This window comes from Nocardia sp. NPDC058518 (genome assembly GCF_042719655.1).
Taxonomy (GTDB): Bacteria; Actinomycetota; Actinomycetes; order Mycobacteriales; family Mycobacteriaceae; genus Nocardia.
On record NZ_JBHXNJ010000027.1, the window covers coordinates 22,213 to 48,624 of the forward strand.

Annotated in this window: 28 protein-coding genes; 18 read left to right on the forward strand and 10 right to left on the reverse strand. The window is 65.3% G+C overall.

All coding sequences use genetic code 11. The annotated features are described in order from the left end of the window. The first annotated feature begins 40 nt into the window (after positions 1–40). From dnaK to eccCb, 7 genes are all read left to right on the forward strand, one after another. Positions 41–1,906, forward strand: coding sequence for a molecular chaperone DnaK (gene dnaK, locus ACFWPX_RS32210; RefSeq protein WP_378922222.1), 1,866 nt, complete (start codon positions 41–43; stop codon positions 1,904–1,906). Between the two features lie 26 nt (positions 1,907–1,932). Further along, complete coding sequence (gene grpE, locus ACFWPX_RS32215; RefSeq protein WP_378922286.1) at positions 1,933–2,475, forward strand: nucleotide exchange factor GrpE; 543 nt, start codon at positions 1,933–1,935, stop codon at positions 2,473–2,475. A 24-nt stretch (positions 2,476–2,499) separates the two neighbouring features. Continuing rightward, positions 2,500–3,693 carry a molecular chaperone DnaJ gene (gene dnaJ, locus ACFWPX_RS32220; RefSeq protein WP_378922224.1) on the forward strand — a complete coding sequence of 398 codons (1,194 nt, stop codon included), beginning with the start codon at positions 2,500–2,502 and terminating at the stop codon, positions 3,691–3,693. A gap of 128 nt (positions 3,694–3,821) precedes the next feature. Further along, positions 3,822–4,169 (forward strand): heat shock protein transcriptional repressor HspR, encoded by a 348-nt coding sequence (locus ACFWPX_RS32225; protein WP_378905048.1) that lies wholly within the window; start codon positions 3,822–3,824, stop codon positions 4,167–4,169. Positions 4,170–4,785: 616 nt separating this feature from the next. Beyond that, positions 4,786–5,955 carry an FAD-binding oxidoreductase gene (locus ACFWPX_RS32230; protein ID WP_378931794.1) on the forward strand — a complete coding sequence of 390 codons (1,170 nt, stop codon included), beginning with the start codon at positions 4,786–4,788 and terminating at the stop codon, positions 5,953–5,955. A gap of 148 nt (positions 5,956–6,103) precedes the next feature. After that, on the forward strand, positions 6,104–6,475 hold the full coding sequence (locus ACFWPX_RS32235; protein WP_378931796.1) for a hypothetical protein: 372 nt from the start codon (positions 6,104–6,106) through the stop codon (positions 6,473–6,475). Continuing rightward, positions 6,468–10,802 carry a type VII secretion protein EccCb gene (gene eccCb, locus ACFWPX_RS32240; protein ID WP_378931798.1) on the forward strand — a complete coding sequence of 1,445 codons (4,335 nt, stop codon included), beginning with the start codon at positions 6,468–6,470 and terminating at the stop codon, positions 10,800–10,802. The genes ACFWPX_RS32235 and eccCb overlap by 8 nt, the downstream gene beginning before the upstream one ends. A 4-nt stretch (positions 10,803–10,806) precedes the next feature. Here the strand turns inward: eccCb and ACFWPX_RS32245 are convergent, their stop codons facing one another. Together ACFWPX_RS32245 and ACFWPX_RS32250 are read right to left on the reverse strand one after the other, a co-directional pair. Further along, positions 10,807–11,565 (reverse strand): FAD-binding oxidoreductase, encoded by a 759-nt coding sequence (locus tag ACFWPX_RS32245; RefSeq protein ID WP_378931800.1) that lies wholly within the window; start codon positions 11,563–11,565, stop codon positions 10,807–10,809. A gap of 29 nt (positions 11,566–11,594) precedes the next feature. Beyond that, complete coding sequence (locus ACFWPX_RS32250) at positions 11,595–12,752, reverse strand: FAD-binding oxidoreductase (protein ID WP_378922241.1); 1,158 nt, start codon at positions 12,750–12,752, stop codon at positions 11,595–11,597. 253 nt (positions 12,753–13,005) lie between these two features. Here ACFWPX_RS32250 and ACFWPX_RS32255 point away from each other — a divergent pair, with 253 nt between their 5' ends. Together ACFWPX_RS32255 and ACFWPX_RS32260 are read left to right on the forward strand one after the other, a co-directional pair. Further along, positions 13,006–13,869, forward strand: coding sequence for a hypothetical protein (locus ACFWPX_RS32255; RefSeq protein ID WP_378931802.1), 864 nt, complete (start codon positions 13,006–13,008; stop codon positions 13,867–13,869). 32 nt (positions 13,870–13,901) lie between these two features. Then, positions 13,902–14,480 (forward strand): DapH/DapD/GlmU-related protein, encoded by a 579-nt coding sequence (locus tag ACFWPX_RS32260; RefSeq protein WP_378931805.1) that lies wholly within the window; start codon positions 13,902–13,904, stop codon positions 14,478–14,480. 7 nt (positions 14,481–14,487) lie between these two features. Here ACFWPX_RS32260 and ACFWPX_RS32265 read toward each other — a convergent pair whose 3' ends face one another. Next, a complete protein-coding gene (locus ACFWPX_RS32265) occupies positions 14,488–14,922 on the reverse strand; it encodes a MarR family winged helix-turn-helix transcriptional regulator (RefSeq protein ID WP_378922247.1) in 435 nt (144 codons plus the stop codon). Positions 14,923–14,996: 74 nt separating this feature from the next. Here ACFWPX_RS32265 and ACFWPX_RS32270 point away from each other — a divergent pair, with 74 nt between their 5' ends. After that, a complete protein-coding gene (locus tag ACFWPX_RS32270) occupies positions 14,997–15,626 on the forward strand; it encodes a maleylpyruvate isomerase family mycothiol-dependent enzyme (protein ID WP_378931808.1) in 630 nt (209 codons plus the stop codon). Between the two features lie 7 nt (positions 15,627–15,633). On the opposite strand, the gene ACFWPX_RS32275 is transcribed toward ACFWPX_RS32270, so the two are convergent. After that, complete coding sequence (locus ACFWPX_RS32275) at positions 15,634–15,999, reverse strand: hypothetical protein (RefSeq protein WP_378931810.1); 366 nt, start codon at positions 15,997–15,999, stop codon at positions 15,634–15,636. 88 nt (positions 16,000–16,087) lie between these two features. Between ACFWPX_RS32275 and ACFWPX_RS32280 the strand changes: the two genes are divergently transcribed. Genes ACFWPX_RS32280 through ACFWPX_RS32295 form a run of 4 tightly spaced genes read left to right on the forward strand, consistent with a single transcriptional unit; the run spans position 16,088 to position 19,096 of the window. Further along, positions 16,088–16,612 (forward strand): DUF3558 domain-containing protein, encoded by a 525-nt coding sequence (locus ACFWPX_RS32280; protein ID WP_378931813.1) that lies wholly within the window; start codon positions 16,088–16,090, stop codon positions 16,610–16,612. Between the two features lie 17 nt (positions 16,613–16,629). Continuing rightward, positions 16,630–17,007, forward strand: a complete 378-nt coding sequence (locus ACFWPX_RS32285; protein WP_378931815.1) for a hypothetical protein — start codon at positions 16,630–16,632, stop codon at positions 17,005–17,007. Position 17,008: 1 nt separating this feature from the next. Further along, a complete protein-coding gene (locus tag ACFWPX_RS32290) occupies positions 17,009–18,304 on the forward strand; it encodes a hypothetical protein (RefSeq protein WP_378931818.1) in 1,296 nt (431 codons plus the stop codon). A 33-nt stretch (positions 18,305–18,337) separates the two neighbouring features. Further along, positions 18,338–19,096 (forward strand): ESX secretion-associated protein EspG, encoded by a 759-nt coding sequence (locus ACFWPX_RS32295; RefSeq protein WP_378931820.1) that lies wholly within the window; start codon positions 18,338–18,340, stop codon positions 19,094–19,096. A gap of 15 nt (positions 19,097–19,111) precedes the next feature. On the opposite strand, the gene ACFWPX_RS32300 is transcribed toward ACFWPX_RS32295, so the two are convergent. Then, positions 19,112–19,519, reverse strand: a complete 408-nt coding sequence (locus ACFWPX_RS32300) for a type II toxin-antitoxin system VapC family toxin (RefSeq protein ID WP_378931822.1) — start codon at positions 19,517–19,519, stop codon at positions 19,112–19,114. Next, entirely contained in the window at positions 19,512–19,766 is a 255-nt protein-coding gene (locus ACFWPX_RS32305; RefSeq protein WP_378922262.1) for a type II toxin-antitoxin system Phd/YefM family antitoxin, read from the reverse strand. The genes ACFWPX_RS32300 and ACFWPX_RS32305 overlap by 8 nt, the downstream gene beginning before the upstream one ends. 23 nt (positions 19,767–19,789) lie before the next feature. On the opposite strand from ACFWPX_RS32305, the gene ACFWPX_RS32310 reads away from it, so the two are divergent. Continuing rightward, complete coding sequence (locus ACFWPX_RS32310; RefSeq protein WP_378931824.1) at positions 19,790–20,050, forward strand: hypothetical protein; 261 nt, start codon at positions 19,790–19,792, stop codon at positions 20,048–20,050. Here ACFWPX_RS32310 and ACFWPX_RS32315 read toward each other — a convergent pair. Genes ACFWPX_RS32315 through ACFWPX_RS32325 form a run of 3 tightly spaced genes read right to left on the reverse strand, consistent with a single transcriptional unit; the run spans position 20,047 to position 22,941 of the window. Beyond that, a complete protein-coding gene (locus tag ACFWPX_RS32315; RefSeq protein WP_378931826.1) occupies positions 20,047–20,685 on the reverse strand; it encodes a hypothetical protein in 639 nt (212 codons plus the stop codon). The two genes, ACFWPX_RS32310 and ACFWPX_RS32315, sit on opposite strands and share 4 nt — an antisense overlap. A gap of 27 nt (positions 20,686–20,712) precedes the next feature. After that, entirely contained in the window at positions 20,713–21,117 is a 405-nt protein-coding gene (locus tag ACFWPX_RS32320; protein ID WP_378922268.1) for a hypothetical protein, read from the reverse strand. Positions 21,118–21,126: 9 nt separating this feature from the next. After that, on the reverse strand, positions 21,127–22,941 hold the full coding sequence (locus tag ACFWPX_RS32325; protein WP_378931828.1) for a hypothetical protein: 1,815 nt from the start codon (positions 22,939–22,941) through the stop codon (positions 21,127–21,129). Positions 22,942–23,308: 367 nt separating this feature from the next. Here ACFWPX_RS32325 and ACFWPX_RS32330 point away from each other — a divergent pair, with 367 nt between their 5' ends. From ACFWPX_RS32330 to ACFWPX_RS32340, 3 genes are all read left to right on the forward strand, one after another. Beyond that, positions 23,309–23,467: a hypothetical protein gene (locus ACFWPX_RS32330; protein WP_378931830.1), complete on the forward strand. Its 159-nt coding sequence runs from the start codon at positions 23,309–23,311 to the stop codon at positions 23,465–23,467. Between the two features lie 93 nt (positions 23,468–23,560). Next, the gene (locus ACFWPX_RS32335) at positions 23,561–25,024 is read left to right on the forward strand and encodes a hypothetical protein (protein WP_378931832.1); all 1,464 of its coding nucleotides are present in this window, start codon (positions 23,561–23,563) and stop codon (positions 25,022–25,024) included. 221 nt (positions 25,025–25,245) lie between these two features. Next, entirely contained in the window at positions 25,246–26,058 is an 813-nt protein-coding gene (locus ACFWPX_RS32340) for a hypothetical protein (RefSeq protein WP_378931834.1), read from the forward strand. Here ACFWPX_RS32340 and ACFWPX_RS32345 read toward each other — a convergent pair. Continuing rightward, a complete protein-coding gene (locus tag ACFWPX_RS32345; RefSeq protein ID WP_378922278.1) occupies positions 26,053–26,370 on the reverse strand; it encodes a WXG100 family type VII secretion target in 318 nt (105 codons plus the stop codon). The genes ACFWPX_RS32340 and ACFWPX_RS32345 overlap by 6 nt on opposite strands. Positions 26,371–26,412 lie beyond the last annotated feature (42 nt).

Here is a 26,412-nt window from a genome sequence, read left to right on the forward strand (position 1 = left end):
AGCGTTGCAATAACCGAACGTCAAACAGGAGGAAACCACTATGGCTCGTGCGGTCGGAATCGACCTCGGGACCACGAACTCCGTCGTCGCCGTGCTCGAAGGCGGCGAGCCGGTCGTCGTCGCGAACTCGGAAGGCTCGCGCACCACCCCCTCGATCGTCGCCTTCGCGAAGAACGGCGAGGTTCTCGTCGGTCAGCCCGCGAAGAACCAGGCGGTCACCAACGTCGACCGCACCATCCGCTCGGTCAAGCGCCACATCGGCACCGACTGGAACGTCGAGATCGACGACAAGAAGTACACGCCGCAGGAGATCTCCGCGCGCACGCTGATGAAGCTGAAGCGCGACGCCGAGGCCTACCTGGGCGAGGAGATCACCGACGCCGTGATCACCGTCCCGGCCTACTTCGAAGACGCCCAGCGTCAGGCCACCAAGGAAGCCGGCCAGATCGCCGGTCTCAACGTGCTGCGCATCGTCAACGAGCCCACCGCGGCCGCGCTCGCGTACGGCCTGGACAAGGGCGACAAAGAGCAGACCATCCTGGTCTTCGACCTCGGTGGCGGTACCTTCGACGTCTCGCTGCTGGAAATCGGCGAGGGCGTCGTCGAGGTCCGCGCGACCTCCGGTGACAACCACCTCGGTGGCGACGACTGGGACGAGCGCGTCGTCTCCTGGCTGGTCGACAAGTTCAAGGCGTCCTCGGGCATCGACCTGACCAAGGACAAGATGGCTATGCAGCGTCTGCGTGAGGCTGCCGAGAAGGCCAAGATCGAACTGTCCTCGGGCCAGTCCACCTCGATCAACCTGCCCTACATCACCGTCGACGCGGACAAGAACCCGCTGTTCCTCGACGAGCAGCTCACCCGCTCGGAGTTCCAGAAGATCACCTCTGATCTGCTGGATCGCACCCGCGCGCCGTTCCAGTCCGTGATCAAGGACTCGGGCCTGAACGTGGCCGATATCGACCACGTCGTGCTCGTCGGTGGCTCCACCCGTATGCCCGCCGTGTCCGACCTGGTCAAGGAACTGACCGGCGGCCGTGAGCCCAACAAGGGCGTGAACCCGGACGAGGTCGTCGCCGTCGGCGCCGCCCTGCAGGCCGGCGTGCTCAAGGGTGAGGTCAAGGACGTCCTGCTGCTCGATGTCACCCCGCTGTCGCTGGGCATCGAGACCAAGGGTGGCGTGATGACCAAGCTCATCGAGCGCAACACCACCATCCCCACCAAGCGCTCGGAAACCTTCACCACCGCTGACGACAACCAGCCTTCGGTGCAGATCCAGGTGTTCCAGGGCGAGCGCGAGATCGCCTCGCACAACAAGCTGCTCGGCTCCTTCGAGCTCACCGGCCTGCCGCCCGCCCCGCGTGGTGTGCCGCAGATCGAGGTCACCTTCGACATCGACGCCAACGGCATCGTGCACGTGACCGCGAAGGACAAGGGCACCGGCAAGGAAAACAAGATCAAGATCCAGGACGGCTCCGGTCTGTCCAAGGAGGAGATCGACCGCATGGTCGCCGACGCCGAGGCGCACGCCGCCGACGACAAGGCGCGCCGTGAGGAGGCCGAGACCCGCAACCAGGCCGAGTCGCTGGTGCACCAGACCGAGAAGTTCATCAACGAGCAGAAGCTGAGCGAGGGTGGCGCACAGGTCTCCGCCGATCAGCTGGCGAAGGTGGAGAACGCGGTCACCGAGGCCAAGCAGGCGCTGGAGGGCACCGATATCTCCGCGGTGAAGTCGGCCGTGGAGAAGCTGGCCACCGAGTCGCAGGCGCTGGGCCAGGCGATCTACGAAGCCTCCGCCGCCGCCGACGCGCAGTCCGGCAACGGCGCGGGCCCGAGCCAGGCCGATGACGACCAGGTCGTCGACGCGGAGGTCGTGGACGAGCCGGTCGACACGGACAAGAAGTGACCGAGGCGAACTCCTCGGAGCAGGAGTTGGTCACCGACATCCTGGACGACACCGCGGACGAGAACGCGGAGGCCGCCCCGGCGGACTCCGCCCTCGACGCCGAAGTTGTCGAGCCGGAGAACGACGAGCTGGCCGAGCGCACGGCCGATCTGCAGCGGTTGACCGCGGAATACGCGAACTACCGCCGCCGGGTCGAGCGCGACCGCCAGGCCAACATCGATGCCGCCAAGGCCTCGGTGGTCACCGAATTGCTCGCGGTGCTCGACGATCTGGATCGGGCGAGGTCGCACGGCGACCTCGATTCCGGCCCGCTGAAGTCCGTCGCCGACAAGCTCGAGACCGCGCTCACCAAGCAGGGTCTCGTCGAATTCGGTTCCGCCGGTGACCCGTTCGACCCCACGCTGCACGAGGCAGTGCAGCACGAGGGTTCGGGCGCCGACCCGGTGATCGGTATCGTCATGCGCAAGGGCTATCGGTTCGGCGACCGGGTGCTTCGGCACGCGTTGGTCGGGGTAACCGATGCCGAGGCCGCGGGGGCATCGGATCCGGATGCCGTCGACAGTCAATAAGAACGCGAAAGGAGGAGATGCCCGGTGAGCCAACGGGAGTGGATCGAAAAGGACTTCTACAAGGAGCTGGGTGTCTCCTCCGGCGCCTCGCAGGACGAGATCAAGAAGGCCTACCGCAAGCTCGCCCGCGACCTGCACCCGGATTCCAACCCGGGTGACACCAAAGCCGAGGAGCGGTTCAAGACCGTCAGCGAAGCCAACGCGGTGCTGTCGGATCCGGCCAAGCGCAAGGAGTACGACGAGACGCGCCGCCTGTTCGCGGGCGGCGGCGGTGGCGGTCGGGCCTACGGCGGTGGCGGGTTCAACCCCGGTGCAGGCGGCGGCTTCTCACAGGACTTCAACATCGGTGACATCTTCGGTCAGGCCGGTGGCACCGGTACCGCGGGCGACGGCGGGCTCGGCGATCTGCTGGGCGGGCTGTTCAACCGGGGTGGCGGCGGCCGGGCGGCGGCTCGTCCGCGCCGCGGTGCCGATGTGGAGACCGAGACCACCCTGGGTTTCCGCGAGGCCGCCCAGGGCGTCACCGTTCCACTGCGGATGACAAGTCCCTCGCCGTGCACCACCTGTCACGGCAGCGGTGCCAAGCCGGGCACCAGCCCGCGCGTGTGCCCGCACTGCAACGGTGCGGGCGTGGTCAGCCGTAATCAGGGCGCGTTCGGTTTCAGCGAGCCCTGCGACGACTGCCGCGGTACCGGGTCGATCATCGACGACCCGTGCACCGACTGCTCGGGCACCGGTATCCAGAACCGCACCCGCACCATCACCGTCCGGATCCCACCGGGCGTCAGCGATGGGCAGAAGATCCGGCTGGCCGGTCAGGGCGAGGCGGGTCTGCGCGGTGCGCCTTCGGGCGATCTGTATGTCACGGTGCACGTCAGCCAGGACAAGGTCTTCGGCCGTCAGGGCGACGACCTCACCCTGGTGCTCCCGGTGAGCTACAGCGAATTGGTCCTCGGGACTACGGTTTCCGTGCCCACGCTGGACGGCCGGGTCGGCGTGAAGGTGCCCGCGGGCACCGCCGACGGGCGTATCCTGCGGGTTCGCGGTCGTGGTGTGCCCAAGCGCGGTGCGGCAGGCGGCGCCGGTGACCTGCTGGTCACGGTGAAGGTCGCGGTACCGCAATCGCTCGACTCCGATGCCACCGATGCGCTCAAGCGCTATCAGGAGGCGGAGAAGACCAGTGGCTTCGAACCGCGTGCAGGATGGGCGGGTGCTTGATGTCCCCGCGCATCGAGCTCAGCGCCCGGAGGAGGTAGCGCAGCGTGACCACGGAGGGTGTAGGGAGAGGCGCAAATAGCCCGGATCCGAAGTCTGTTTCGGGTGCGACCTCGCGTGCCGAGTTCTTCATGATCTCGGTGGCGGCTCAGCTGGCGGGGATGCACGCGCAGACGTTGCGTACCTACGACCGGCTGGGTTTGGTCACCCCGCAACGGACCTCGGGTGGCGGACGCCGTTACTCGGCCCGCGATGTGGAGGTGCTGCGCGAGGTGCAGCGCCTGTCGCAGGACGAGGGCGTCAATCTCGCCGGCATCAAGCGCATCATCGAACTCACCAATCAGGTGGAGGCGTTGCAGCAGCGCGTCGAGGAGATGAGCGCGGAGCTGGAGCGGTTGCGGGCGGGCTACCGGCCCGATCTGTCGCCGCCTGCACGCAGTACCGCGCTCGTGGTGTGGCAGCCACGGCATCGGCGCTGAGCCGTTTTCGGTACGACGAGCCTCCGGTTCGAAATCCACTGTGGTGGACGCCGAGCCGGGGGTTCGCTCGTCTCCGGTCAACCCCCGGCGACCGGCCAGTGACTCTCCAGCAACTCACTTATTCGTGATCTTGCTGATCGGAAGTAGCGTGGCGGCGCGCTGAGGTGCGGATTTATCACCGTGGACGTCCAAAAGTTTGCTGTTGGGATGCTGAATTGGGGTCGGTCGGAACGTAATTCGCCGCCCCTGGCCAGCCACTCCGGTACGCCTACCCCGCGTGTCATGGCCCGGCGCGTCGCGTTGCGGCAGGCTGTCGTTGTAGCGGAAAGGTCGCTCTACCAGGCACGTTGGCGTCCAAATGCCTGGTATGCCGGGCGTTTTGGGTAATCATCGGCAGGTGTTCACCCGCAATTAACGGTCTTCAGGTATGTTTTCATGGGAAACTACTGGGAACCGCCTGGTATTTCAAGAATTACATGCGTGATGTTTAAGAGTACGATTCCTAAGCTGGCAAACCTCGCCTAGACTTCTCGCATCGGCTGCTGACGAGTGTCCTCCCAGCCCGTCACTCGCCGGCGCGGCTAGCGTTCGATGGCGAAACGAGGTTGTGACACATATGGATTCGCGGACTATCGCTTTGATCCGTACTACGTTCAAGGCGGTTGCTGCGGAAGACGGTGGACCCGAGAAGCTGTCGAGGTCGTTCTACTCGATCCTCTTCACGGACTACCCCGGTGTCCGCGACTACTTCCCGGCTGCCATGGACTCCCAGCGCGACCGCCTCGTCTCGGCGATCTCCTACGCGCTCGACCGGCTCGAGGAACCCGACAAGCTGCTGCCGTTCCTGGCCCAGCTCGGGCGCGACCATCGAAAGTACGGCGTGCAACCGGCCCACTATGTGGCCGTGGCCAACTCGCTGAAGTCGGCGATGCGGTTGTTCGCCGGTGCGGAGATGTGGACCGACGAGGTCGCCACCGCGTGGGATGAGGGCCTGGCCACCATCAGCGGCGCGATGATCAGCGCCGCCGACAAGGAGACCACTCCGGCTACCTGGACGGGCACCGTCGTCGAACATCGCGAGGTGCTGCGCAACCTCTCCATCGTTCGGGTCCAGCTCGACGAGCCGATGCAGTACGCCGCAGGCCAGTACCTCAGCGTGCAGATCCCCTCGCGCCCGCGCATGTGGCGCTATCTCTCGCCCGCGAACCCGGCCAATGCCAACGGCGAGATCGAGTTCCACGTTCGCGGAGTGCTCGGCGGCTGGGTGAGCCCCGCCATGGTCGCGCACACCGCCGTCGGCGATCAGTGGCGCCTCGGCTCGCCCCTCGGCGGCCTCGGCGTGCCACGCAACACCAAGCGCAAGATGCTGATGGTCGGCTGCGGCACCGGCATCGCCCCCCTGCGCGCCCAGATCATGGCGATGGCCCAGCGCCGCGTGAACCCGAAGGTCCACCTGTTCGTCGGCGGCCACCACCCCTGCGACCTCTACGACCTCCAGGTCCTGAGTCACCTCGCCATCGCCAACAAATGGCTCACCGTCACCCCTGTCACCGAAAGTGACGAAAACCCCTGGTGGTACTACGATTCCGGCGAGCCCCATCCCGAACTACCCGGCCTCGAACCCCGCATGACCGGCCAAATCGGCAAGGTGGTGGCCAGCTACGGCCCCTGGGCAGACCGCGACGTCCAAATCGTCGGCTCCCCATCGATGGTCCAAACCACCAAGTTCCGCTTGATGGCAGCAGGTACGCAAGCCCAGTCGATCAGACACGACCCCTTGTTCTGACTCGTCATTCCCGCAGACGCCCGAGCTCGATCGCAGCTGTTCTGAGCGCGCACCCGACCCACAACACCGCGAATCGAACTGACGGCCCGCATCGTCCTGGTTAGAGTGGGCCCGGCGAGGGATCGACACGGCGAGGGAGGGCAGATCTGTGGAAGATGTTGTGCTGGTGATCAATTCCGGGGGACGGCGCGATGCCGAGTGGCTGGACGCACTCACCGGCGAGCTACAGAGCGATCTGTCCGAGATCGGTGGACTACTCGTCCGGCGGCTGACGGTAGACGCCGCAGGCGGCGAGAAATCCGGTGCGGTCGAGCAGATCGGTCAGTTGTTGCTGTCCGGCGGGGCGGTCGGTACCGCGGTGTGGACGATTCGGGATGTCACCCTCAAGTTCCTGGAGCGAACCAGGGCAGATTCGATCACGATCAAGAAGGGCGATCGGGAGGTGACCATCGTCCGGCCGGACCTGTCCCAGGTCGACGATATCGTCGAGCAGTTCGGTGACCTCATGCGTGATGAGTAGTCCGACCGGACGGCGAATCGCGCTCTTCGTAGCGAACGACACCTACCACTTCGACGGTTTGTCGCGGCTCTACGCGCCGATCTCGGACGCCGAGCAGCTCCGGGAACTACTGCGCGACCCCGAGATCGGCGGTTTCCGGCCGACCGAATTGCTGATCAACGAGTCCAAGGCCGAGATCGAGCGCAGCATAGAGCGGGTTTTCCGTGGCGCTGAACCCGACGATGTCATCCTGTTCTATTTCTCCGGACACGGTCTGCGCACCCGCCAGAATCTGTATCTGGCCGTAGGCAACACCGATCCGCAGCTGCTGAGCAGTACGGCGGTGTCCGCGTCGTTCATCCGCGAGCTGATCCGAGAATCCGCGGCGGCGGCGAAGATCATCGTGCTGGACTGCTGCTACAGCGGCGCGTTCCTCGGCTCCGAGGTGATCAAGTCCGCTCCGACCATCGACGATGTCGCCCAGCAACTCGCAGCCGGGGACGGGATCTGTGTGTTGACCGCCTCCAGCGCGGTGGAGACCGCGGCCGAGGGGCGTGCCGAAAGCGGCTCGGCGCCCTTGTCGGTGTTCACCTCGGCGCTGGTGAGGGGAATCGGCACCGGTCAGGCCGACAACGGCAGCGGCCTGATCGGCACCCACGATCTGTGGACGTTCGCGCACGCGGACGTACGCAGCCGAACGACCAGACAGACGCCGAATCACTACGGCGTTTTCAAAGACGAGGTATATATCGCCCGGGTTCGGCGGCGGCAATCCAGCCTCATCGAGGTGGGCGATCGAGTGCAGCTCGGGTCGCTGGTCGGGCGGCTCGAACAGACGCCGGACAGTGGGCTGTGGGCGGCCAACTGGTGGGGCACCGGCCGATTGAAGGTTCCCATCGGACAGGAGCGACGGACTGACGGCGTGCCGGGCGAAACCGTGTGGCTGGACCTCGCGGGCGCGGATCGCAATCTTTTCATCGTCGGCCGCGCGGGGTCGGGCAAGAGCACCCTGCTGCGGACGCTCACCGGATCATTGGCGCTGACGCATTCACCCGATGAGGTGAAATTGTATGTGCTGGAATCCAGCAACCGTCTCGGTTCGATGAGCGCGTTGCCCCATATCGCGAGCGTGGTGGGCGACGACGAACTGGAGAAGGTCGGGGTGGTACTCGATCGGGTGGCCGCCGAGATCGGCAACCGCAAGCGCCTGTATCGGGAAACCGGCATCGATTCACCGGGGAGTTTGCGCGCCGCGCGATCATCGCTGGCCCGCCCGGTGCCCGACGTTTTCCTGTTCATCGACCGGCTGGGCGATTTCCGGGAGCAGATCCCCGGATTCGACGGCCGGATCAAGCAGATCGCGAGCGCCGGCCCGGAGTACGGCGTTCATCTGGTGGTGACCGCCCGCGACTGGAACGAAGCACCCGACGACCTGGTCGACTTGCTGTCGGCGCATATCGAATTGCACCTGCATCGCCCCGCCGATTCGCGATTGCACCCGGAGCGCGCCGCCCGACTCCCGGACGGGCCCGGCTGGGCGCTCTTCGGCGAGCGGCCGTTTCGCATCGCCATGCCTGATCTACGCGAATTGCAGCCGGAATTGTTGAGCGCGGTGGAAATCTCCGACGGTGCGGCCGAATTGGTCGATCTGGTGCGCGGAAACCAGTATGAGGTCGCGCTCGCCGGCCCCGGCCGGTCTCCGCTGGAAGGCGAGGTGGACTTCGCCGAGCTGATCGGCATCGGTTCCGGTCAGGAATTCGATATCAACGAGATGTGGCGAGCCCGGCACGGCCGCGATCGGTTGCGGGTTCCGATCGGGGTCACGGCAACCGGGGATATCGTCGAATTGGATCTCAAGGAGTCGGCCGAAAACGGCATGGGCCCGCACGGCCTGTGTATCGGCGCTACTGGTTCGGGGAAGTCGGAGTTCCTGCGCTCCTTGATCCTCAGCCTGGTCGCGACCCATTCCCCGGACGCACTGAATCTGGTATTGGTCGACTTCAAAGGCGGCGCAACCTTTTTCGGTCTGGAGTCGCTGCCGCATGTGTCGGCCGTCATCGCCAACGTGGAGGAGGACCTGTCCCTCATCGACCGGACGAAGCATGTGCTCTCCGGTGAGATGAACCGTCGGCAGGAGATACTGCGGACGGAAGGCCGCTTTGCCAACGTTCACGATTATGAGAAGGCTCGTGCGGCGGGTGCGCCGTTGGACCCGTTGCCCGCCTTGTTGATCGTGGTCGACGAGTATTCGGAGCTGCTCGCCCAGAAGCCGGACTTCATCGACCTGTTCATCATGATCGGCCGACTCGGACGCTCGCTGCATGTGCACCAGCTGCTGGCCTCGCACCGGTACGAGGAGAACAAGCTGCGCGGACTGGAATCGCATCTGTCGTATCGGATCGGACTGCGGACTTTCTCCGCCGCCGAATCGAGGGCCGTCCTCGGGACCCCCGATGCGTACCACCTGCCCAGCGATCCGGGTTCGGGCTACCTGAGGACCGATGCATCCGATCCGGTGCGGTTCAAGTCCGCGTACGTGAGCCGGTCGGAGCGGGTCGCTCCCGGTGCGAGCCACGGTAGCTTCGAGCAGCGCACGCTGCTCGAAGCAGTGGTGTCCCGGATTCAGGGGCACGGCAGGTCGGCACATCCGCTGTGGTTGCCTCCGTTGGGCCCGTCTCCAACGTTGAATTCATTGTTACCGGAACAGGATTGGCGGTCGACAGACAATCCGCCCGGTCAGTTGTCGATGCCCATCGGCATCATCGACAACCCTTTCCAGCAGCGTCGCGATGTGCTGACGATCGATCTCGTCGCTGCTAAAGGCCATGTCGCCGTGGTGGGCGGTCCGCTAGCGGGCAAGTCGACGACCTTGCAGACAATCGTGCTGGCCGCGGCGGTGACGCATAATCCGGAGCAGCTGCAGTTCTATTGCCTGGATTTCGGCGGCGGCCTCGCGGCGCTGGAGCGGGTACCTCATGTGGGTTCGGTAGCAGGTCGCATGGACGGTGATCGCGTACGGCGCACGATCACCGAGCTGACGGCGTTGCTCCGCCGACGCGAGCAGTGGTTCGCCGAGCTGGGTGTCGATTCGATGTCGGAGTATCGGCGACGAAAATCCGTCGTATCCGAGGGGGCGGATTCCAGGAATTCGCTGCCGCCGGACAGATTCGGTGATGTGGTGCTGGTCATCGACGGTTGGCGGGTGATCGGTGACGAGTTCGAAATACTCGAGCCGCAGATCAATGCCATCGCCACCCAGGGGCTGTCCTACGGGATCCACTTGATGATCAGCGCATCGCGATGGACGGAGATCCGGCCGATGGTCCGGGACCAGGTCGGTACCCGGATCGAATTGCGATTGGGTCATCCCGCGGATTCGGAAATCAATCACCGCGTCGCGCAACAAGTCCCGGAAGGTCGGCCGGGGCGCGGAATAACCGCCGACCACCTGCACATGTTGATTGCCCTGCCCCGCTTGGATTCCGACGCCGATCCGGCGACCCTCACCAAGGGTTTGGGCGCGGCTGTCGCTGAACTCGACGCTGTGTACGGGGAGCGCCGTGCGCCAGAGGTGCGGATGTTGCCCCTGGAGTTCAGCCGGGAATCGTTGCTCGCGGTCGCCGCGGAGCACGGCATCTCGCAGGGCCCGACGAAGGCGGTCGTCGGTCTCTGCGAATCCGAGTTGCAACCGCTGGTCCTGGATTTCGCGACCGAACCGCATTTCATGGCGTTCGCGGATACGGAGTGCGGCAAGACCACACTGTTGCGGAACATAGTCTTCGGCATCGTAGAAAACGCGAGTCCGTCGGAGGCTCGGATAGTGCTGATCGACTACCGGCGCACCATGCTCGACACAATCGAAGGCGAACATCTAGCTGGGTATTCGACCTCATCACAGACCTTGGTGCCGACTGTTGCGGAGCTGGCCGCCTACTTGGCCCAGCGAATCCCGAGTCCAGACATCACCGCGCAGCAATTGCGGGATCGCAGCTGGTGGTCGGGCCCGGAAATCTATCTTGTGGTCGACGACTACGACCTGGTCGCCCCCGGTTCGGCGGCGAATCCGTTCGTACCACTGGTGGAGTTCTTTCCGCAGGCCCGTGATGTCGGAATGCATTTCATCGTCGCCCGCCGCACGGGTGGCGTGTCGCGGGCACTGTACGACCCGGTCCTCGGCGCTTTGAAGAACCTATCCGTCGAGACGCTGGTGATGAGCGGCCCCCGCGACGAAGGCAAGATCGCCGGCGACGTCCGGCCGATGAAGCTGCCCCCGGGACGCGGCATCCTGGTATCGCGTACCCGGGGACAGGAGATGGTTCAGATCGCCGATATGCCGGAGCCGCAGTGAACCGTCAGGCGCCTTCGGAAATGATGTTCGCCGGGGGAGTGCCTGATTCGATCAGGCGGTCGACCGTGGTGCGAACCATCGCGGGGGAGCCACACACCAGGACTTGGTGTTTGGTGAACGGTCCGTGCGCGGCGGCCACGTCGGCGAGGGTGCCGTAGAGCATTTCCTCGGGAGCGAAGCCCACATCGGAGCGGGTCTGCTCATGCCATTCATCGCGCACCGGGGGATCGTCCGGGCTTTCGACTACCGGAATGACGGAAAGCCAAGGCAATTCGCCCGCCAGCAGGAACAGCATGTCGTTGGCGTAGAGATCGCGAGGCGAGCGTCCGCCGAAGAACAGATAGGTGCGCGGCGGAGTGTCGCGGCGGGCCAGGTCCAGGATCTGGGCGCGCATCGGCGCCAGGCCGGTACCGCCGGTGATCATCACCACCTCGACAGCGTCGGGATCAACCGCGAAAACACCATGAGGAGCGTTGATTCGCCACTGATCGCCGGGCTTGGTGTCGGTGACGATAGAACTCGAACACCACCCACCGGGCACCGTCCGCACATGGAACTCGAGCTTGCCGTCCAGCGAGGGCGGCAGCGCGGGGGAGAACCGCCGCCGCACCCCGGGATGCTGCGGCACCTCCACCTCCACCGAACCCCCGGCCTCGAACGGCACGAAATCGCCGATCAGCCGGATCACGGCGAGGTCGTGGCGCAAGCGGTGGTGGCCGACGACGGTAGCCGTCCATGCGGGGTCGGGAAAAGCGTTGCTCATCAGCCTCTTTCGCGAAGTCGCGGGCGGGTTCAGACAGGGTCGGCAGCGATGATCTCACTCGGTGTACCGGCCCGCTGGAGCGCGTAACGGGTGTTGGCGATCATCGTCGGCGACCCCGCGATCTGGATCTGACGGTCCGACCACGCGCCGAAGCTGGTCACCACCGCTCCTAGATTACCGACCAGCCGACGCGGCATGCCCATCGGCGTCTCACCCGAATCCTGGGGGTACCACCAGGGATTGGTGTGTTCTTCGCACACCGGCACCACGGTCAGCCACGGATTGGACTGCGAGAGCTGCCACATGTTGTCCACGTCGTAGAGGTCGCCGGGATAACGCCCGCCGATGAAGAAGTGCACGCGCGGATTGATCCCACGCTGACTCATCTCGATCAGCTGCGCCCGCAACGGCGCGATCCCCGTGCCGGAGCCGATCATCAGCACATCGCGCCCCGACTCCCGGTCCACGTGCAACCCACCGAGCGGCCCGGCGATCTTCCACCGGTCCCCGACCTTGGTGTCGTTGACGATCGCCGGACTCACCCAGCCACCACTGATCCGCCGCACATGGAATTCGATCTCGCCATACGGGTTCGCGGGGATGGCGGGCGAGAAGTATCGCCACATATTCGGCCGCTGGGGCACCGCGACCGGCACATACTGGCCGGCCTTGAACGGAATGGGCCCGTCGGCCTGCAACCGCACGATCGCCAGATCGTCGAGCACCCGCCGATGACCCACCACGGTGGCGTCCCAGTACGGCTGCGACTTGTCCTCGTTCGCGCCGATGGCCATCGACGCCGAGACCAGCAGCGTGATGTCGCGCCAGCCCTCGTCGAGCTCCCTGGTCCAGCGGTTGCCGTGGAAGGTGCGCAGCGCCGCGAGCAGCGCGCGTCCGGCCAGGTCGTAGTGGTCGGCTTCGACCCCGTACTTGCGATGGTCGCGGGCGAGTTGCTCGAGGAAGCGTTGCGCGCGTTCGAAGTCCTCGAGATGGTCGAGGACGAACTGTACCGCCGTCGTGATCCGCTTGGCCTGCATGTCCATGGCAGGCGGAAACAGCTCACGCAATCTCGGGTCCTGCGCGAACAGGTGACCGTAAAAAGCGCTGATCAGCCGCTCGGACCCGCCAGGTGTCTCCGACACCCCGCGGAAATCGGCGCGGACCAGCGCAAGCGAACGCGCATCCACGTCGTCAAGCTCCATTTCTCTGCAATTGCCGCAATGTGGCTCACCCGTGGGTGGCGCCCTTCTCAGTATCCCCCGAAACTGCCTTCTTGGTGCAGGGATGCTCGTCACGCCTTGCCCAGCCGCACGGATCGTAAACCGCCCGCCTCCGATCAGCACGATCTCCCGGCCATCGATACGCGTCGGTGATCTTGTTCGGAGGGTCGCCGCTCCGCCGACTACGCTGCGATCACGAACGTGACAACGAGGGGGCGCGATGATCAGCCAGGATCCGTGGGGCCGTGACAAGGGCCAGGCGCACTGGGCACCGCCGGGTAACCAGTATGGTCCGACCCCGCCTCCCCCTGGCTATCCGCCGCAGTACGCGGGTCCGCAAGGTCCCTATCCCGGACAACAGTGGCAAAGCTATCCGCCCAGGTCATCGCACAACGGTCTGCTGATCGGCGCGGCGATCGCCGCGATCGTCGTGGCCGTGGTCGCGGTGGGAGCCGTCGTGCTGTTCCGCTCGACGTCGCCGGAGACGCCGACAGCGTTGCCGCCGCTACTTCCAGCCACCACATCGGCGGCGGCGAGCGCTACTCCCGAGCCGTGGCACGGTCAATATTCGGTGGACCGGGTGGCGAGCGCGTGCGACCTGATGGATACGGCGGCGATGGCGCCGTGGGGTGGGGAGCTCAAAGAGCTCTCTACGAACAAGAAGACCCCGCCGATCGCCGCCTACGGTGGTGGCGAGCTCTCCTGCAACGCCGACTATCAGGGTGGAGTAGTCCAAAGCCCCTTTCCCACGATGCCGATGTTCGGCATCACCGTGTGGCTCGCCGACAAGAGCACAACCAGCGCCGCGAAATTCGCGACTCGCCGAGATCGCGGTATCGGTGTGGTGGCCCGCGGTGGAACCAGCACCCCGGTGACCGGGATCGGCACCGAAGCTGTCTCGGTCGATTCGCCGATGAAGGGTTCGCCGTCCCTGCTGATCCACGAACTCACGTTTGTCGACAGCAACATGTGTGTGGAGATCAGGATGACGCTCGATCTCCCCAGTCCTGACGCGCTTGGCGATGTCGACGCTGCCGCACAAGCCGCCGCTCGCCGCGTGATCGACATGCTGCGCACCGGGTGAGCAGCGTCGTTCGGGTGGGTGAGAATCGTCCGATGGCGAGCGACAATTTCATGTTGATTCACGATCCCGAACTTCTGGCCAGGGGTGAGCGGGTTCTCGGGGCCGATTTCCAGGCGATGCACGAGCGGGTTCTGCAGGTGAGCGCGTTGACCTCCCGACTCAACCTGCTGCCCTTCGACGACGAAACCGGGAAGGCCGCGCTGCTCGAGGAGATCCTCGGCCGTCCGCTCCCGTCGGGGCTCACCATCTACCCGCCCTTCTACACCGACCACGGCCTGAACCTGGACCTCGCCGAACGGGTGTTCATCAATCAGGGCTGCACGTTCCTCGACTACGCCGGAATCCGGTTGGGTAAGGGCGTGATGGTCGGCCCGAAGGCCACCTTCATCACCATGGGACACCCCGTTGACCCGGCGGAACGGCGCCGATTCCTCACCGGCGCGCCGATCGACGTCGCCGAGGGCGTGTGGATCGGCGCGGGCGCGATGATCCTGCCCGGCGTCAGCATCGGCCGCGACGCGGTGATCGCCGCGGGCGCGGTCGTAGCCGACGACGTCCCGGCCAACAGCTTGGTAACCGGCTCCAAGGCGACCGTGCACCGAAGTTGGTAGCCGCACCTCACACGTACGGGTCGGTGATTTCGCGGAGGGTGGTGAGCGTCTTCCGCAGTTCTGTAGAGGCTCGTTTTCCCAGGTGGGCGATCCATTCGGACTGAACCTCGGCGGCGGTGCGGTTGGCGAGGTCGGCGGCGGTGCGGCCGGTGGGGGTGAGGCGAAGGAGGCGGGCGCGGCCGTCGGTGGGGTCGGGGACGCGTTCGAGGTAGTCGGCGCGCACCAGCTGGTCGGCGAGGGTGCTCGCGGTCTGTTTGGTGACTTGGGCCTGGGCGGCGAGGTCGGTGAGGCGGGTGCCGTCGGGACCGATCCGGGCGACCAGGCGGGCCTTGGCGGGGGTGAGTTCGGCGTGACCGCCCGCGGTGAGCGCGGCGAATACCCGCCGCTCCATCTCCCGGTACGGAACGAAAAGGAGCACGCCCAGGTTCAGCTCGTCGCTCATGCTCTCCTCCTTGTTTCGGTCAGTCTATCTGACTATATTGGTCAGATAGACTGACTATTATTCGGAGGTCGATCATGGATCGCGAGCAGCAGTGGCAGGTCATCGAACAGCAGCGCCGCGCCGTCGCCGACCTACTCGACGACCTCGCCCCGGCCGAATGGGATTCGCCGTCGCTGTGCGCGGGCTGGCGGGTGCGCGATGTCGCCGCGCATCTGGCGATGGCACCGCAGCCGCCCGGTCCAGCCACGATGGTTTGGCTGGGAATCCGGGCGGGCGGCCGCTTCCATCGAATGAATCACGATGTCGCGGTGCGCTATTCGGGCCGTCCCGATCTGTCAGGGGAGATCCGCGCGCACGCGGCGTCGCGCCGATTGCCCGCCGTGACCAGCTACCGCAACATCTTCTTCGACGTGATCGTCCACGCCCAGGACATCGCCCGCCCGCTCGGCCGCACCATCGACGTAGCACCGCGTGCGGCCGCCGTTGCCGCACAACGGGTCTGGACGATGGGCTGGCCCTTCTGGGCAAAGCGCCACCTGCGCGGCCTGCACCTGGCCGCCGACGACATCGAATGGTCAACGGGCGCAGGTACTCCGGTTCACGGACCGATCCTCGACCTGCTGCTGGCAATGACCGGCAGATCGGTCGCCGTGGCGAACCTGCGTGGACCGGGCGTGGAAGCGCTGTCGCACAGCCTCCGCTGAGCCGGGGTCAGCCGACAACCTTCTGCACCGCCGCCTGGCGCGCTCCCTCATCGACCTCCCCGATCTCGAACCCCTTGCCGACGATGTGCTGGACCAGCGCGGCCTCGGGCGGCAGTCCGTACTTGCGCAGGTAATAGGGGACGGCGCCCGGCCAGACGAATGCGCCGTCGGTGTGGAAGTTCAACGGCACGTCGCGCTGGTTGGGGTCGAACTCGTCGGTGTCGTGGCTGCGGGCGCTCAGAATCACCGGCGCGTGCTCGAGGTAGGACAGCACCCGATCCTGGATATCGGAGTCCACCGCCGACCGGTTCACCACCGGTTTGCCCTCGGGATCACGCCCGTCGAACGGCGCCGAAAGTCGAAGTTCGCTCATGCTCACACAACCTACGCGGCCCCGGCTTGTGACGGCTGTCCGTGCTAATGTGCCTGGTCAAGGCAGTACTCGGCCGGAAGGGGTGGGGATGAAACGCGCAGGTACGGCGATGGTGGTTGCCGGTTTGGCGGTTGTCGGGCTGGTCGGGTGTGACTCGGGGGAGTCGACGTCGAAGGGGGCGACGACTACGGCTAAGCCGGTTCTGTGGAATCCGTGCACGGAGATTTCTGATGCTGCGTTGACGGAGGTGGGGGTGGATCCGGCGACGGAGGAGAAGGGTGTCGCGGGGGTTCCGCAATCGGGGTGGGAGATCTGTGGATGGGAAGGGCGGACATTCGCGATTACCGTCTATTCCACCAGTAAGACTGTGGACGAGTTCGAAACGAAGCCGGGCAACGTCGACTTCCGCGACGTCACGATCGCGGGCAGGTCTGGACGTGAGTTCCGCGTCGAGGGCGCATCGAAGCAGCTCGATTGCGACGTCGTGTTCCCTGTTGGTCAGGGCGTCGTTCAACTGCAGGTCTTGAACCGCGCGAGCCTGGACGGGCTGACTGACCCCTGTGTATCTCTGGCACGGGTCGGGGAGACACTCGCGCCGACATTTCCGAAGTGACCGGGGAGGGCACATAAATGACAGGAACGTCGCCGTATACGCAACTGCTGGGGCAGGTCCGCTCTGGTGAGGTCTATCTGAACAGTGAGGATGCGGCCTTCCATATGTACAAGGCCTGCGATAAGCGGATCGCCGACCTCGATTCGCTCCGCGGCGCCACACGCCGCGCTCAGGCGGTCAGCGGGTTTGGTGACTTCCAGATCGCCAAGGACCTCGAGAAGAAGTTCCTTTTGCAGGCGACCGGCGACGATAACTCGATCGATAACGTCATTCTGAAAGACATCGAGGCCGTGAAAGAGCTTCGCGAAGTTTTCGCGATCTCCTTCAAACGCATCGCAGGTAAAGACATCGAAAACGCCAACGCCCTCGATTACGTCGCAGGCCAGGTGAGCTGACTTGACCGGTTTCCACAGTATCAACGGCCTCGACCTATTCGGCGGCCTCAAGAATTTCGTCACGTCTCCGTTCTCCGACGACGACGGCGAACTCGACAGCTCCGAAATCGCCGACATCCAGAACAAGTACAACTCGCAGCGAGACGGCAACCGGAAAAAGGCAGGCGACCTCGGTTTCGACGGCGACTACCGCCCCACCGTGGTGACGAAGAACGACAGTTTTCCGGGAACTGTCGCGGAACTGCGTGAGAAGGTCGACAAGATCGATCTCGACGCGGTCAACGACCTGATCGGCGCGTGGAACGAAATCTCCACTCGCAACAGCACTTCCCTCGACGATTTCCGCAAGCAAATCGCCCGCGGCATGTCCCCGGACGTCTGGGCAGGTTCCGCAGCGAACGCAGCCGCGCAAACCGTCGCGGCATACGACACCACGGGCAAGAAGGTCACCACCGCGGCCGCGCTCACCGCCACCAAGCTGGACGAACTCCGCACCGGCCTCGAACCGACGAAACGGCTTGTCCCGCATGCACCCGAGCACCGCAGCGGTCTCGACAACGTCGGCGCCCTGCTCACCGGCCGCGGATGGCGCAATGACGATGTCGCGAACGAGAACGCACGCGTCGAGGCTGTCCGCATCCTCCAAACCGTCTACGCCCCAGTGATTTACGAGTCCGACAACAAGGTCCCGGTGATCCCCATCCCGAAGACCATCGAAAACAACGGTGGCGAGCCCGAAACAAAAGGCACCACAACACAATCCACCAACCAGGGTTCGACAACCCAGCCCACCACCCAGCCCACGACGAATCCGGCCACCACACCGGCGTCGACCACTCCCACCACCGACCCGGACGACACCGACGACTCGACAGACGATTCGACCACCCCCGAATCGACCACTCCCCAGTCGACGGATCCGGGCTCGACCACCCCCGCCTCGACCACCCCGAGCTCAACCATCCCCGGTTCCGGATCGCCAAGTGGCGCAGGCTCTCCCGGCGGTGGGTCCCCGGGTGCGGGCACTCCGGGCGCGGGCACTCCCGGCGGTGTGGTCCCCGGAAGTCCGACGTCTGCCGGCACCGTCGCGGGCCGCGGAACCGGCGCGGGTTCCGGCACAGCGGGCCGCTCCGGCATGCCCGGCATGATGAGCCCCGGTGCGGGCAAGGGTGGCGGCAACGACGACGAATCGACCAAGGGCATCCCCGACTACCTCATCACTCAGGAAAACGGTGACGAACTCACCGGACTGGACACCCTGCCCAAGATGGTCCCGCCTGTCATCGGCGCCGACTAGTCGCCAATCCTGATGGAACAGAGTAGATCTCCCGTGCGTACCTGGCATTTAACGGCTTTAGATTTCCGCACCCTATGGGAAGCCGCGGGCCGCGACGTCCTCCCGTACCCCCTGCATCACCGCCACACCGACGTCGAAACACAGGCCGAGGTCCTGCGCCTGCGCAGCAAGGCTGCCGAGAACCTGATGGCCGAATTCGACAGCGATCTCGACCGCGCCATGGCCGCCCTGCTCGCCCCGTACGCCCGCGTCGAAGTCGCCGGGGCGGCCAAGGGTGTCAAAACCATCCGAGCCCACGGCGGCACCCGCGACACCTACGCCTCCCTCGCCGTCCAAGCCCCCGGCGACGAGACCAACCCCGGCGACATCACCCTGCACCTCTGCGCCCCCGACGCCCTGGCCGCCGCCGTCCTCTCCACCCTCCCGAAGGTCGCCCCGGGCAAAGGTCGCGAAATCCGCGTCACCGCAGCAGAACTCGCCGCCCCCCGCCCCCACGTCCGCGACCGCTGGAACCCCACCCCCCGCGAACAACTCGAATCCTTCCTGGCCAAACCCACCACCACCCTCACCCACATCGGCGTCTACGCCCACGCCAGCGTCGACAACCGCCACACCGAAGGCCGCGACGACTTCCAGCTCCACGACATCCCCGGCGACGGCCGCTACGTCTTCTACGGCGAAACCACCTTCATAGCCAAACCCACCACCCCACCCCGAATCCAAGCCACCCTCGCCACCATCCTCACCACCACAGCCACCAAGGCCCGCACCGGCACCTACCTCCCCCGCTGATCGTCGACTTCGGCTTCACACCGGCAATAGGGTGAGCACGGGCTCAAGCCCCTTGAAATCATCGGGATTGCGCGTGTAGAGCGGCAGGTCGTTGACCGATGCGATTGCCGCGATCATCAAGTCGCATTTGCGGGGCTTCGGGTTTCGGCCCTCGGCGACGACCAGCTTGGCCATCGTCGTGAATCGCCGAGCCGCTGACGAGCAAAAGTTCAGTGCGTCGAAGCTGTGCTCGATCTCCAGTAGCCGTTCGGTCCGCAAGGCCAGTATCTGTGGTGATTGGGCGAGCGCGATGCCGATGCCCAGTTCAGCCAATGTGACGGTGCTTATCCGGGAGTGCACCGGAAGTCTGTCGTCGTCGATTTTCGCTAGATCGATGAGAACGCACGTGTCGAGTAGCCCCACCGGGTGTCGCTGTTCAGTCATCGAGGCGATCCTCGCCGAACGCCGCATCGATCTCAGCCCGCTCCGCCGCGGCGTCCCCGGCTCCGGCGAAGCGCGCGAGCCGCGCCTTGAGGTCCGCTGTTGTCACGTTCCGCTGCGCGCGGATGGGACGCAGTTCTCCGACCGGATGCCCGTTGCGGGTGATGATGAAATTGTCGCCGGCCTCGAGCGCATCCATCACGCCCGCACTGCCGTTGCGCAGGTCAGCCTGTGTGATCGTCTTGGTCATACCCAAGGATAGCGTTCGATGCTATGCATGGCTATGCCGAAAAGGTGGTCGGATCTTCCGATTCCCCCGCCGACACCTTGGCCGACTGGAACATGGAGGCTAAGAGCCCCGACGAGTTCGTGCTGGACCAGATCGCGCTCGATGGCCGGCTCATGTGGGCGTGCGTTCAGCAGATCGCCGATTCGCGGCGCGATCCACCTGAGTCCGTTGAGGACGTTCTCGACGCGCTGGAAAGCGCGGGCTTGGTGGCGTCGGTGTCTGCGTTGCGAACCGGTCGGCCCTAGGCAACCAACCCGAGTAGCGGGATTGGGCGACCATCGCGGCGGGCCTGCCCGAGTTCCCGCACCGCCATCAAGATGGTGCAGTTCCAATTGTCGACGTGTGCCATCAGTCCGTGTCCGTCCTCCACGATCAGCGCCTCCGAGGACACGACCGCTAGGACATCACGAAGGAACTCCGTGACCGATCCCCACACCGCTTCTCGATCGGAGTCCACGTCCAAATCACAGAACACAACCTGCCCGACATGGCCCGCAGCGCCAGGATGAGAGTCGACTGCGATCGCCCAGTCGGCTGATGCGTGTAGTGGGCACCATCCGCGGTCCCACCAGACCATGCGAACCGCGCCGTCAGTCGAGCCGTCCAACTCCTCGTAAGGTACTCCGGGACCGCTGGATTCGGCCTCATCCGCCCGGGCAGCGCACCACCGTCCGGCCGACTGCGCGCCTTCCAGACACATCCCCAGGATGTCGCGACCACCGAGTACCGACCACAACTCGGCGACCTCCGCCGGTGCAGGTACACCCGTTTGGTCTTCGTAGCGGCTGGTGTCTTCGGATCCGCGCCGCAGCACCGGCTCGAAACCCCTCTCCACCATCACATCCCAGATGTGGCGGGCCAAGGTTGCTACTTCACCCATCGATAGCCTCTGAATCGTCCCTTCTGATCACAGTTCCTGTGGTCGAAGGATTTCCACCCGTTCGTCCGATGTGAGTCCACTGAAGACCTCGGCAGCCCACTTGATCGCTTCGTCGATGTCGTAGGAATACTCGATCCGGAATTTCCCTGATCGCGCGACCGTGCATTTCATCCCCGCCCATTCCTGGCCCTGTGCCAAGAACAGCTTGTCTGAATTTATGCACACTCGGTCGCTGATGTCATGATGGTCGAAAAGGTCCACATCCATTCCCTCGTCGCCCCGGTAGGCGATGACGCCCCAGGTGCCGACTCCTGATGAAGTCTGGACATTCGTCGATACCGCGTACACCCAATCCGGATACACGAGTGCGGCGGCCTCTCCGGTTGCCTGAACCAGCCCTGTTATGAGCTCGGCCTCGTCGATGTCGGTCATGAAACCCTCCTAGTGATCGTTTCTATATCGGTTGAAATCGGCGAATTGGATTCCATGTTGATTGCGTGCGAATGTATTCCCGCCATGGTTACTGAAATAGACAGGAACCCGTGTGAACTCGTTGCCTTTGGCGTCGATCATCTTCACCCCGCCGAGGACTCTGTCCGGTGTGACTGCACCAGGTGGATCTGTCCGAATACTAATACGCGTCTCTCGGCCGGGAAACGACCTGGGCCAGTCAGCGACAGCGTTCTCCAGCACACGGAACTGTTGTTGATTGAACCGGCTCTCTTGTGCGAAGAGGTTGACGAGCCCCCGGTCCAGAGTGGTTCGGTAGCTGGACGCATGCCCGCCATCGTACGTCCGCCCTGCACCCGTCGGATCTACGCCCTCATGGCCTGTGTTCGTCGCTGCCGTGCCTTCAGCACTGTCGCCCTTGCGCTTGACCTTGTCGCCGGTGGAGAAGTCGTGGCGGATCACACCGTCGGTCGAGACATGGCGACCGTTGAGAGACTCGGTGAGGACCACGTTGTCGCCGACCTGGGATCGCGAGAACGATCGGACATTGCCGGCGGCGTCGGGCGGAAAGATGACGTGCTGTTCATGGCGTAGCGCCGTGAACGTGCCGCCGCCACGCTGGTCGTATTTGACCGCACGTGGGGGGTAGTCGCGAACAACTGTTTGGTTCGGGGCATCTCCGTAGAAGGTGTCTGTGAAATGCGAGCCGCTCGGCGTCTTCCCGTGCACGACTCGGGTCGGGTCGCCTGGTGGTATCGGCAGCGGATAGTCGTCAGGGCTCAACGTGCCACGTATGTTCGCGTGCGCGGGATTGTGCGGGTCGTACAAAGGTCCGTCGACCACTCGCCGAGGTGGTGTGATTCGGTCGCGGACCGCATCGCGGCGGTCGCCGAATGGTGTCTCCGGGACTCTCGGAGGTGTGGTGGTCGGGGTATTCGGGTCGGGGCCTGTGGGATTGGTGTTCGGTGTCGGCTGTGAGCGGTCGACCGCGCTGTCCGCGTCGATGGTGTTCGTCGGCGTGGTTCCGGGCGGGTTGGCGTCGGTACCGTGGGGTGTGGTGGTGCCATTGGGGTGGTGTGATTGCCACTGGCCGTCGGGAGGTATCCGGGGGCTGCGGGAGCCGTCGGGGTTGGATACCGCGCTGGAGCTGAACACATTTCCGTTGGCGTCGGTCCATGCGCGATGGGTCGGCGCGAGTACTTCCACACCCAAGTTCTGGGCCAGTCGATCGGCGAAGCCGTTGGCGGAGGCATCGCACCCGAGGAGGCGGATGGGGGTTACGCCGTCCCAGCCGGAGCGGCGGAGGAGGTCGCCGTATTGCTCGGGGGTGAGGGTTTGGCCGCCGACTACGGCGTGGCCGTCGGGGGTGATGTGGGTGTCGGCGGTGAAGCGGTTGGGGTCGGCGGGGACTCGGTGGGGGAGGTCGCCCATGGTGGGGTCGCCGCGGTGGTGGGAGACGCCGGCTGGGGTTTGTTCGGCGTGGTTGTTGTGGATTGCGTCGAGGTCGACAGTGGTGTCGAGGTCGGTGTTTGTGTCGGGGGTGGTGGTTACGGTGTTGTCGGGCTGGGTTGTGGGGGTTGCGTGTTGGTCTGCCCAGGACGGGATTGTTGCGCGGGAGAGGTCGGCTCGGGAGATGTCGGAGCCGAGGCGGTGCATGTCGTCGGGGGTGAGGGTGGGGTTGTCGCGTGGGGGTAGGCCGAGGTTGGTGCGGACTGTGTTGGCGAGGTCGGTCAGGGTGGGGGCGGTATCCGCATTGATCGTGAGGTCGGCTGTTGATGGGTTGGTGGTGGGGACGGTGTCGACCATGAGCCAGTCGCCGAGGGGGAATTGATGGCCTTGGTTGAAGGCGATGTCGGTGGCTGTTTGGGCATTGTCGGCGACGGTGTCGAGGGTGGTGGGAAGGGTTGTGGGAGAGCCGGTTACGGCGATAGTTAGGCGGACTACTCGGACCGGCTGGGCGAACGTGTTGGGGTAGTCGGCGGCTTGGTAAGGGCGGCCGGTGGGTGGGTTGACCTGGAGGGCTTGGTTATTGGCGGGCTGGATGGGGCGGAGGGATTCGCGGGCTTGTCGGGCTTGGTTGGCCGCTTCGAGGTTTTGGGGGGTGAGGAGTGGGTCTGTTGGCGGCGTCGCGGGGGTGGTGTTGGTGGGAGTTGTCGGGTTCGTGGGTTGGGTCGTGTCGGTGGGAGTTGTGGTGGTCGAAGGAACCTCGCTGTGGGTTCCGTTCGCTGTGGGGGTCGGCGAGTTGGGGGCCGTGTTCGGTGCGGCTGGGGTGCGGCTGGTCGGCGGGGTGCTCGGGGTTGTCGGTCGAGCAGTGGACGGCGGTGTCGTGTGAGTCGTCGGGCTGGTGCCTGTGGACGAGTGGGGAGTGTTCGGTGTTGCCGGATTCGTAGCGGATGGTGGGGCGTTTGGCGTGGGTGTGGGGCCTGTGGATAACCCGGGATTGTTCGGGGTAGTCGGCTGGGTGGCGGACGGTTGGGCGGTGGGGGCTGTCGGCCTGGTGGTTGTGGATGGTTGGGGAGTGTTCGATGTCGGCGACTGGTGCGTGGCCGGGGTGATCGGTGCGCTGATGGGTGGGGTTGACGGTGTCGAGTTGGGAGGTGTTGTGGGTGTTGCGGTGGTCGGTGTTGCGGTGGGTGCTGTGGCGGTGGTCGCCGCGCTGGTTGTCGATGCCTCGGCTTGTTGGGGCTGGCGGGTGGTGTCGCTGGGGGACTGGATGTTCGGTGCTGTTGGCGTGGTTGTACTCGGGGTGGTGGGTTGTGGCGTCGTCCCGACCGTGGACGGGGTGGAGGTAGTCGGGTTGCTGCTGGTCGGCGTCTGTTCGCTGGTGGTCGGTGCCTGGGTGGGGGCCGGGCTCGATGGATTTGGTTGGGCTGCGGGCGAATCAGTAGGTGTCGCATCGACCGGGGGGAGGTCGAGCGAGGACGAGGGGGGTGCTGACGGACTGGGTTGGTTGGTGGGGTTGGAGGTGTCGCCCGGAGTGCTTGGGTTTGCGCTGTTGGGCGATCCGGTTGGGTTCGGATTCGTGGTGCCGGTGTTGCTCGGCGATGAGGGCGTGCCGTTGTCGGCGGGTACCGAGGGGTTGGTCGACGCTGGGCTGGGGTTGCTCGGTGAAGCCGGTGAGCCAGTGCTGGAAGGGTTTCCGTTGTCGGCGGGTGTCGAGGGGTTGGTCTCCGACGGGCTGGGGTTGCTCGGCGAGTCCGGTGCACCTGTGCTGGACGGGTTTCCGTTGTCGGCAGGCGATGTCGGGCCGGGGGAGGTCTCTCCAGGGGAGCTGGGGTTAGGCGTGCTGTCGCCTGGCGAGGTAGGGGAACTGTCGCCTGGTGAGCTGGGGCTTGGCGAGTTGTCGCCTGGTGAACTGTTGCCTGGTGAGCTGGGGCTGGGTGAGTTGTCGCTGGGCGAGTTGGGGCTGGGCGTGCTGTCGCTGGGCGAGTTGGGGCTGGGCGTGTTGTCGCCGGGTGAGCTGGGGCTGGGTGAGTTGTCGCTGGGCGAGTTGGGACTGGGCGTGCTGTCGCTGGGCGAGTTGGGGCTGGGCGTGCTGTCCCCGGGTGAGCTGGGACTAGGCGAGTTGTCGCCGGGTGAGCTGGGACTAGGCGAGTTGTCGCCGGGTGAGCTGGGGCTGGGTGAACTGTCGCCCGGCGAGCTCGGGCTGGGCGAACCATCCCCGGATGGGGTGTCCGTTCCGGTAGGTGCCGCATCGCCGGGAGTATCGGCCGGACTGCTGTTCGATGGCGAGCTGTCGCCAGGAGAGGAAGGTGAACCCGCTCCGGAAGGCTGGGTTGCGTTGTCCCCATTAGGTGTTGATGGCGTGCCCTCAGATGCCGGAGCTGTGGAACCAGGAGTACCCGTCGATGCGGGCGAAGTCGATCCCGGCGCACCACCGTTCGTCTGAGCCGGAGACGAACCCGGATCTTCCGTACCGGCCGGGCTGGTAGGCGAACCTGTATCGCCCAACTCGGGAACCGTCGGCGCCGGAGAGTCCCCGCCGCCCTGCGAGCTGGATTCCAACCCGCTCTGCAGCCCACCCGCACCAGCGCTGGTGAACGTATCAACGCCGATATCGAGTTTGAAATCCTGACCCATCAGCAAGGACGCGGCACCCGCCGACGCGACTTGCGCGGACAGATCCGCACCGAGTTCGGTCGCCGCGCCTGCCGCGGACTTGGCAGCCAACTTGCCGAGGCCGGAGGAGACGTTGTCGCCGACACCGCCCAGCTTGTCCCCGAGACCGCCACCGACAGCACCACCGACCGCACCACCGAAAGTCGCCAAACCCAGGTCGGCCCAACCGAAGTCATCCATCGAGCGATCGCCCTTGGCGACCTGGATGGTCCGGGCGAGCGCGTCGATCCCGCCCTCTTCCAGCGCTTCGAACGCCGCCCCACGGATCGCGGCCCGCGCGGCCGCTTTGGCGATACCGCGCGCGATCATCCTGGTGAGGAGCTGTTTCATCGCGATCTTCACCGCGACCTGCGCCGCGACACGCGCAGCCACGCCCGCCGCAGCACCGACTCCGGTCCACGCGGTCGCCAGCGCGATGCCGATCTCGACCGCCGCCACGATCATCGTGCCGATGATCACCAGCTTGGTGTGCTCGATATCGTTGGCACCGTCTTCGAGCAGCTCGGCCTGCTTCTCACACCACTTACGGATCGCAGTGAACGCCGCCTCGTCACCGGCCAGAAGTTTGTCGCGATAGGCCGCGATCGCATCGTGCGTCTCGCCCTCCGACAACGCCGACAACGCCGAATTCAGCGCCCGCGCCGCATCCTCGTCAACAGTGTTGAGCGTGTTCGCCGTAGTGGTCCACGCATCGGCGAGCCGCCGCATCGCGGTCTCATCGCCTTCGGGCCAATCACCCGCTCCGAGAATGTATTTAGCAACCCACTGCAAAGACTCCGGGATCTCGATACCCACGGACTATGACCCCGTCGACTGCTTCAACTGAGCCGCACGGGCCGTATCCTGCTCAACCAACTTGTCCGCGACAGTCACCATGTTCGTACCGAGCTGCGTCATCGACTTCGCGAGATTGCCAACAGAGGTCTTGCCCTGCTCCACGCCCGGTGTGTAGTTGCCCGCGAACGCCTGCCCGATCTCGTCCCCACCCCAGCACTCACCTTCGGCGGCCAACGCCGCGGTCAAGGTGGTCAACGCCGCAGACAGAGTCGAAGCGACCGAGTCGAACGAGGACTGCGTAGTACGCAGCGCATCGGGATCGGCCTTGATCGAACTCATCGCAAACCCCAACTTCGCCCAACAGTGCTGTCGAGATGTTGG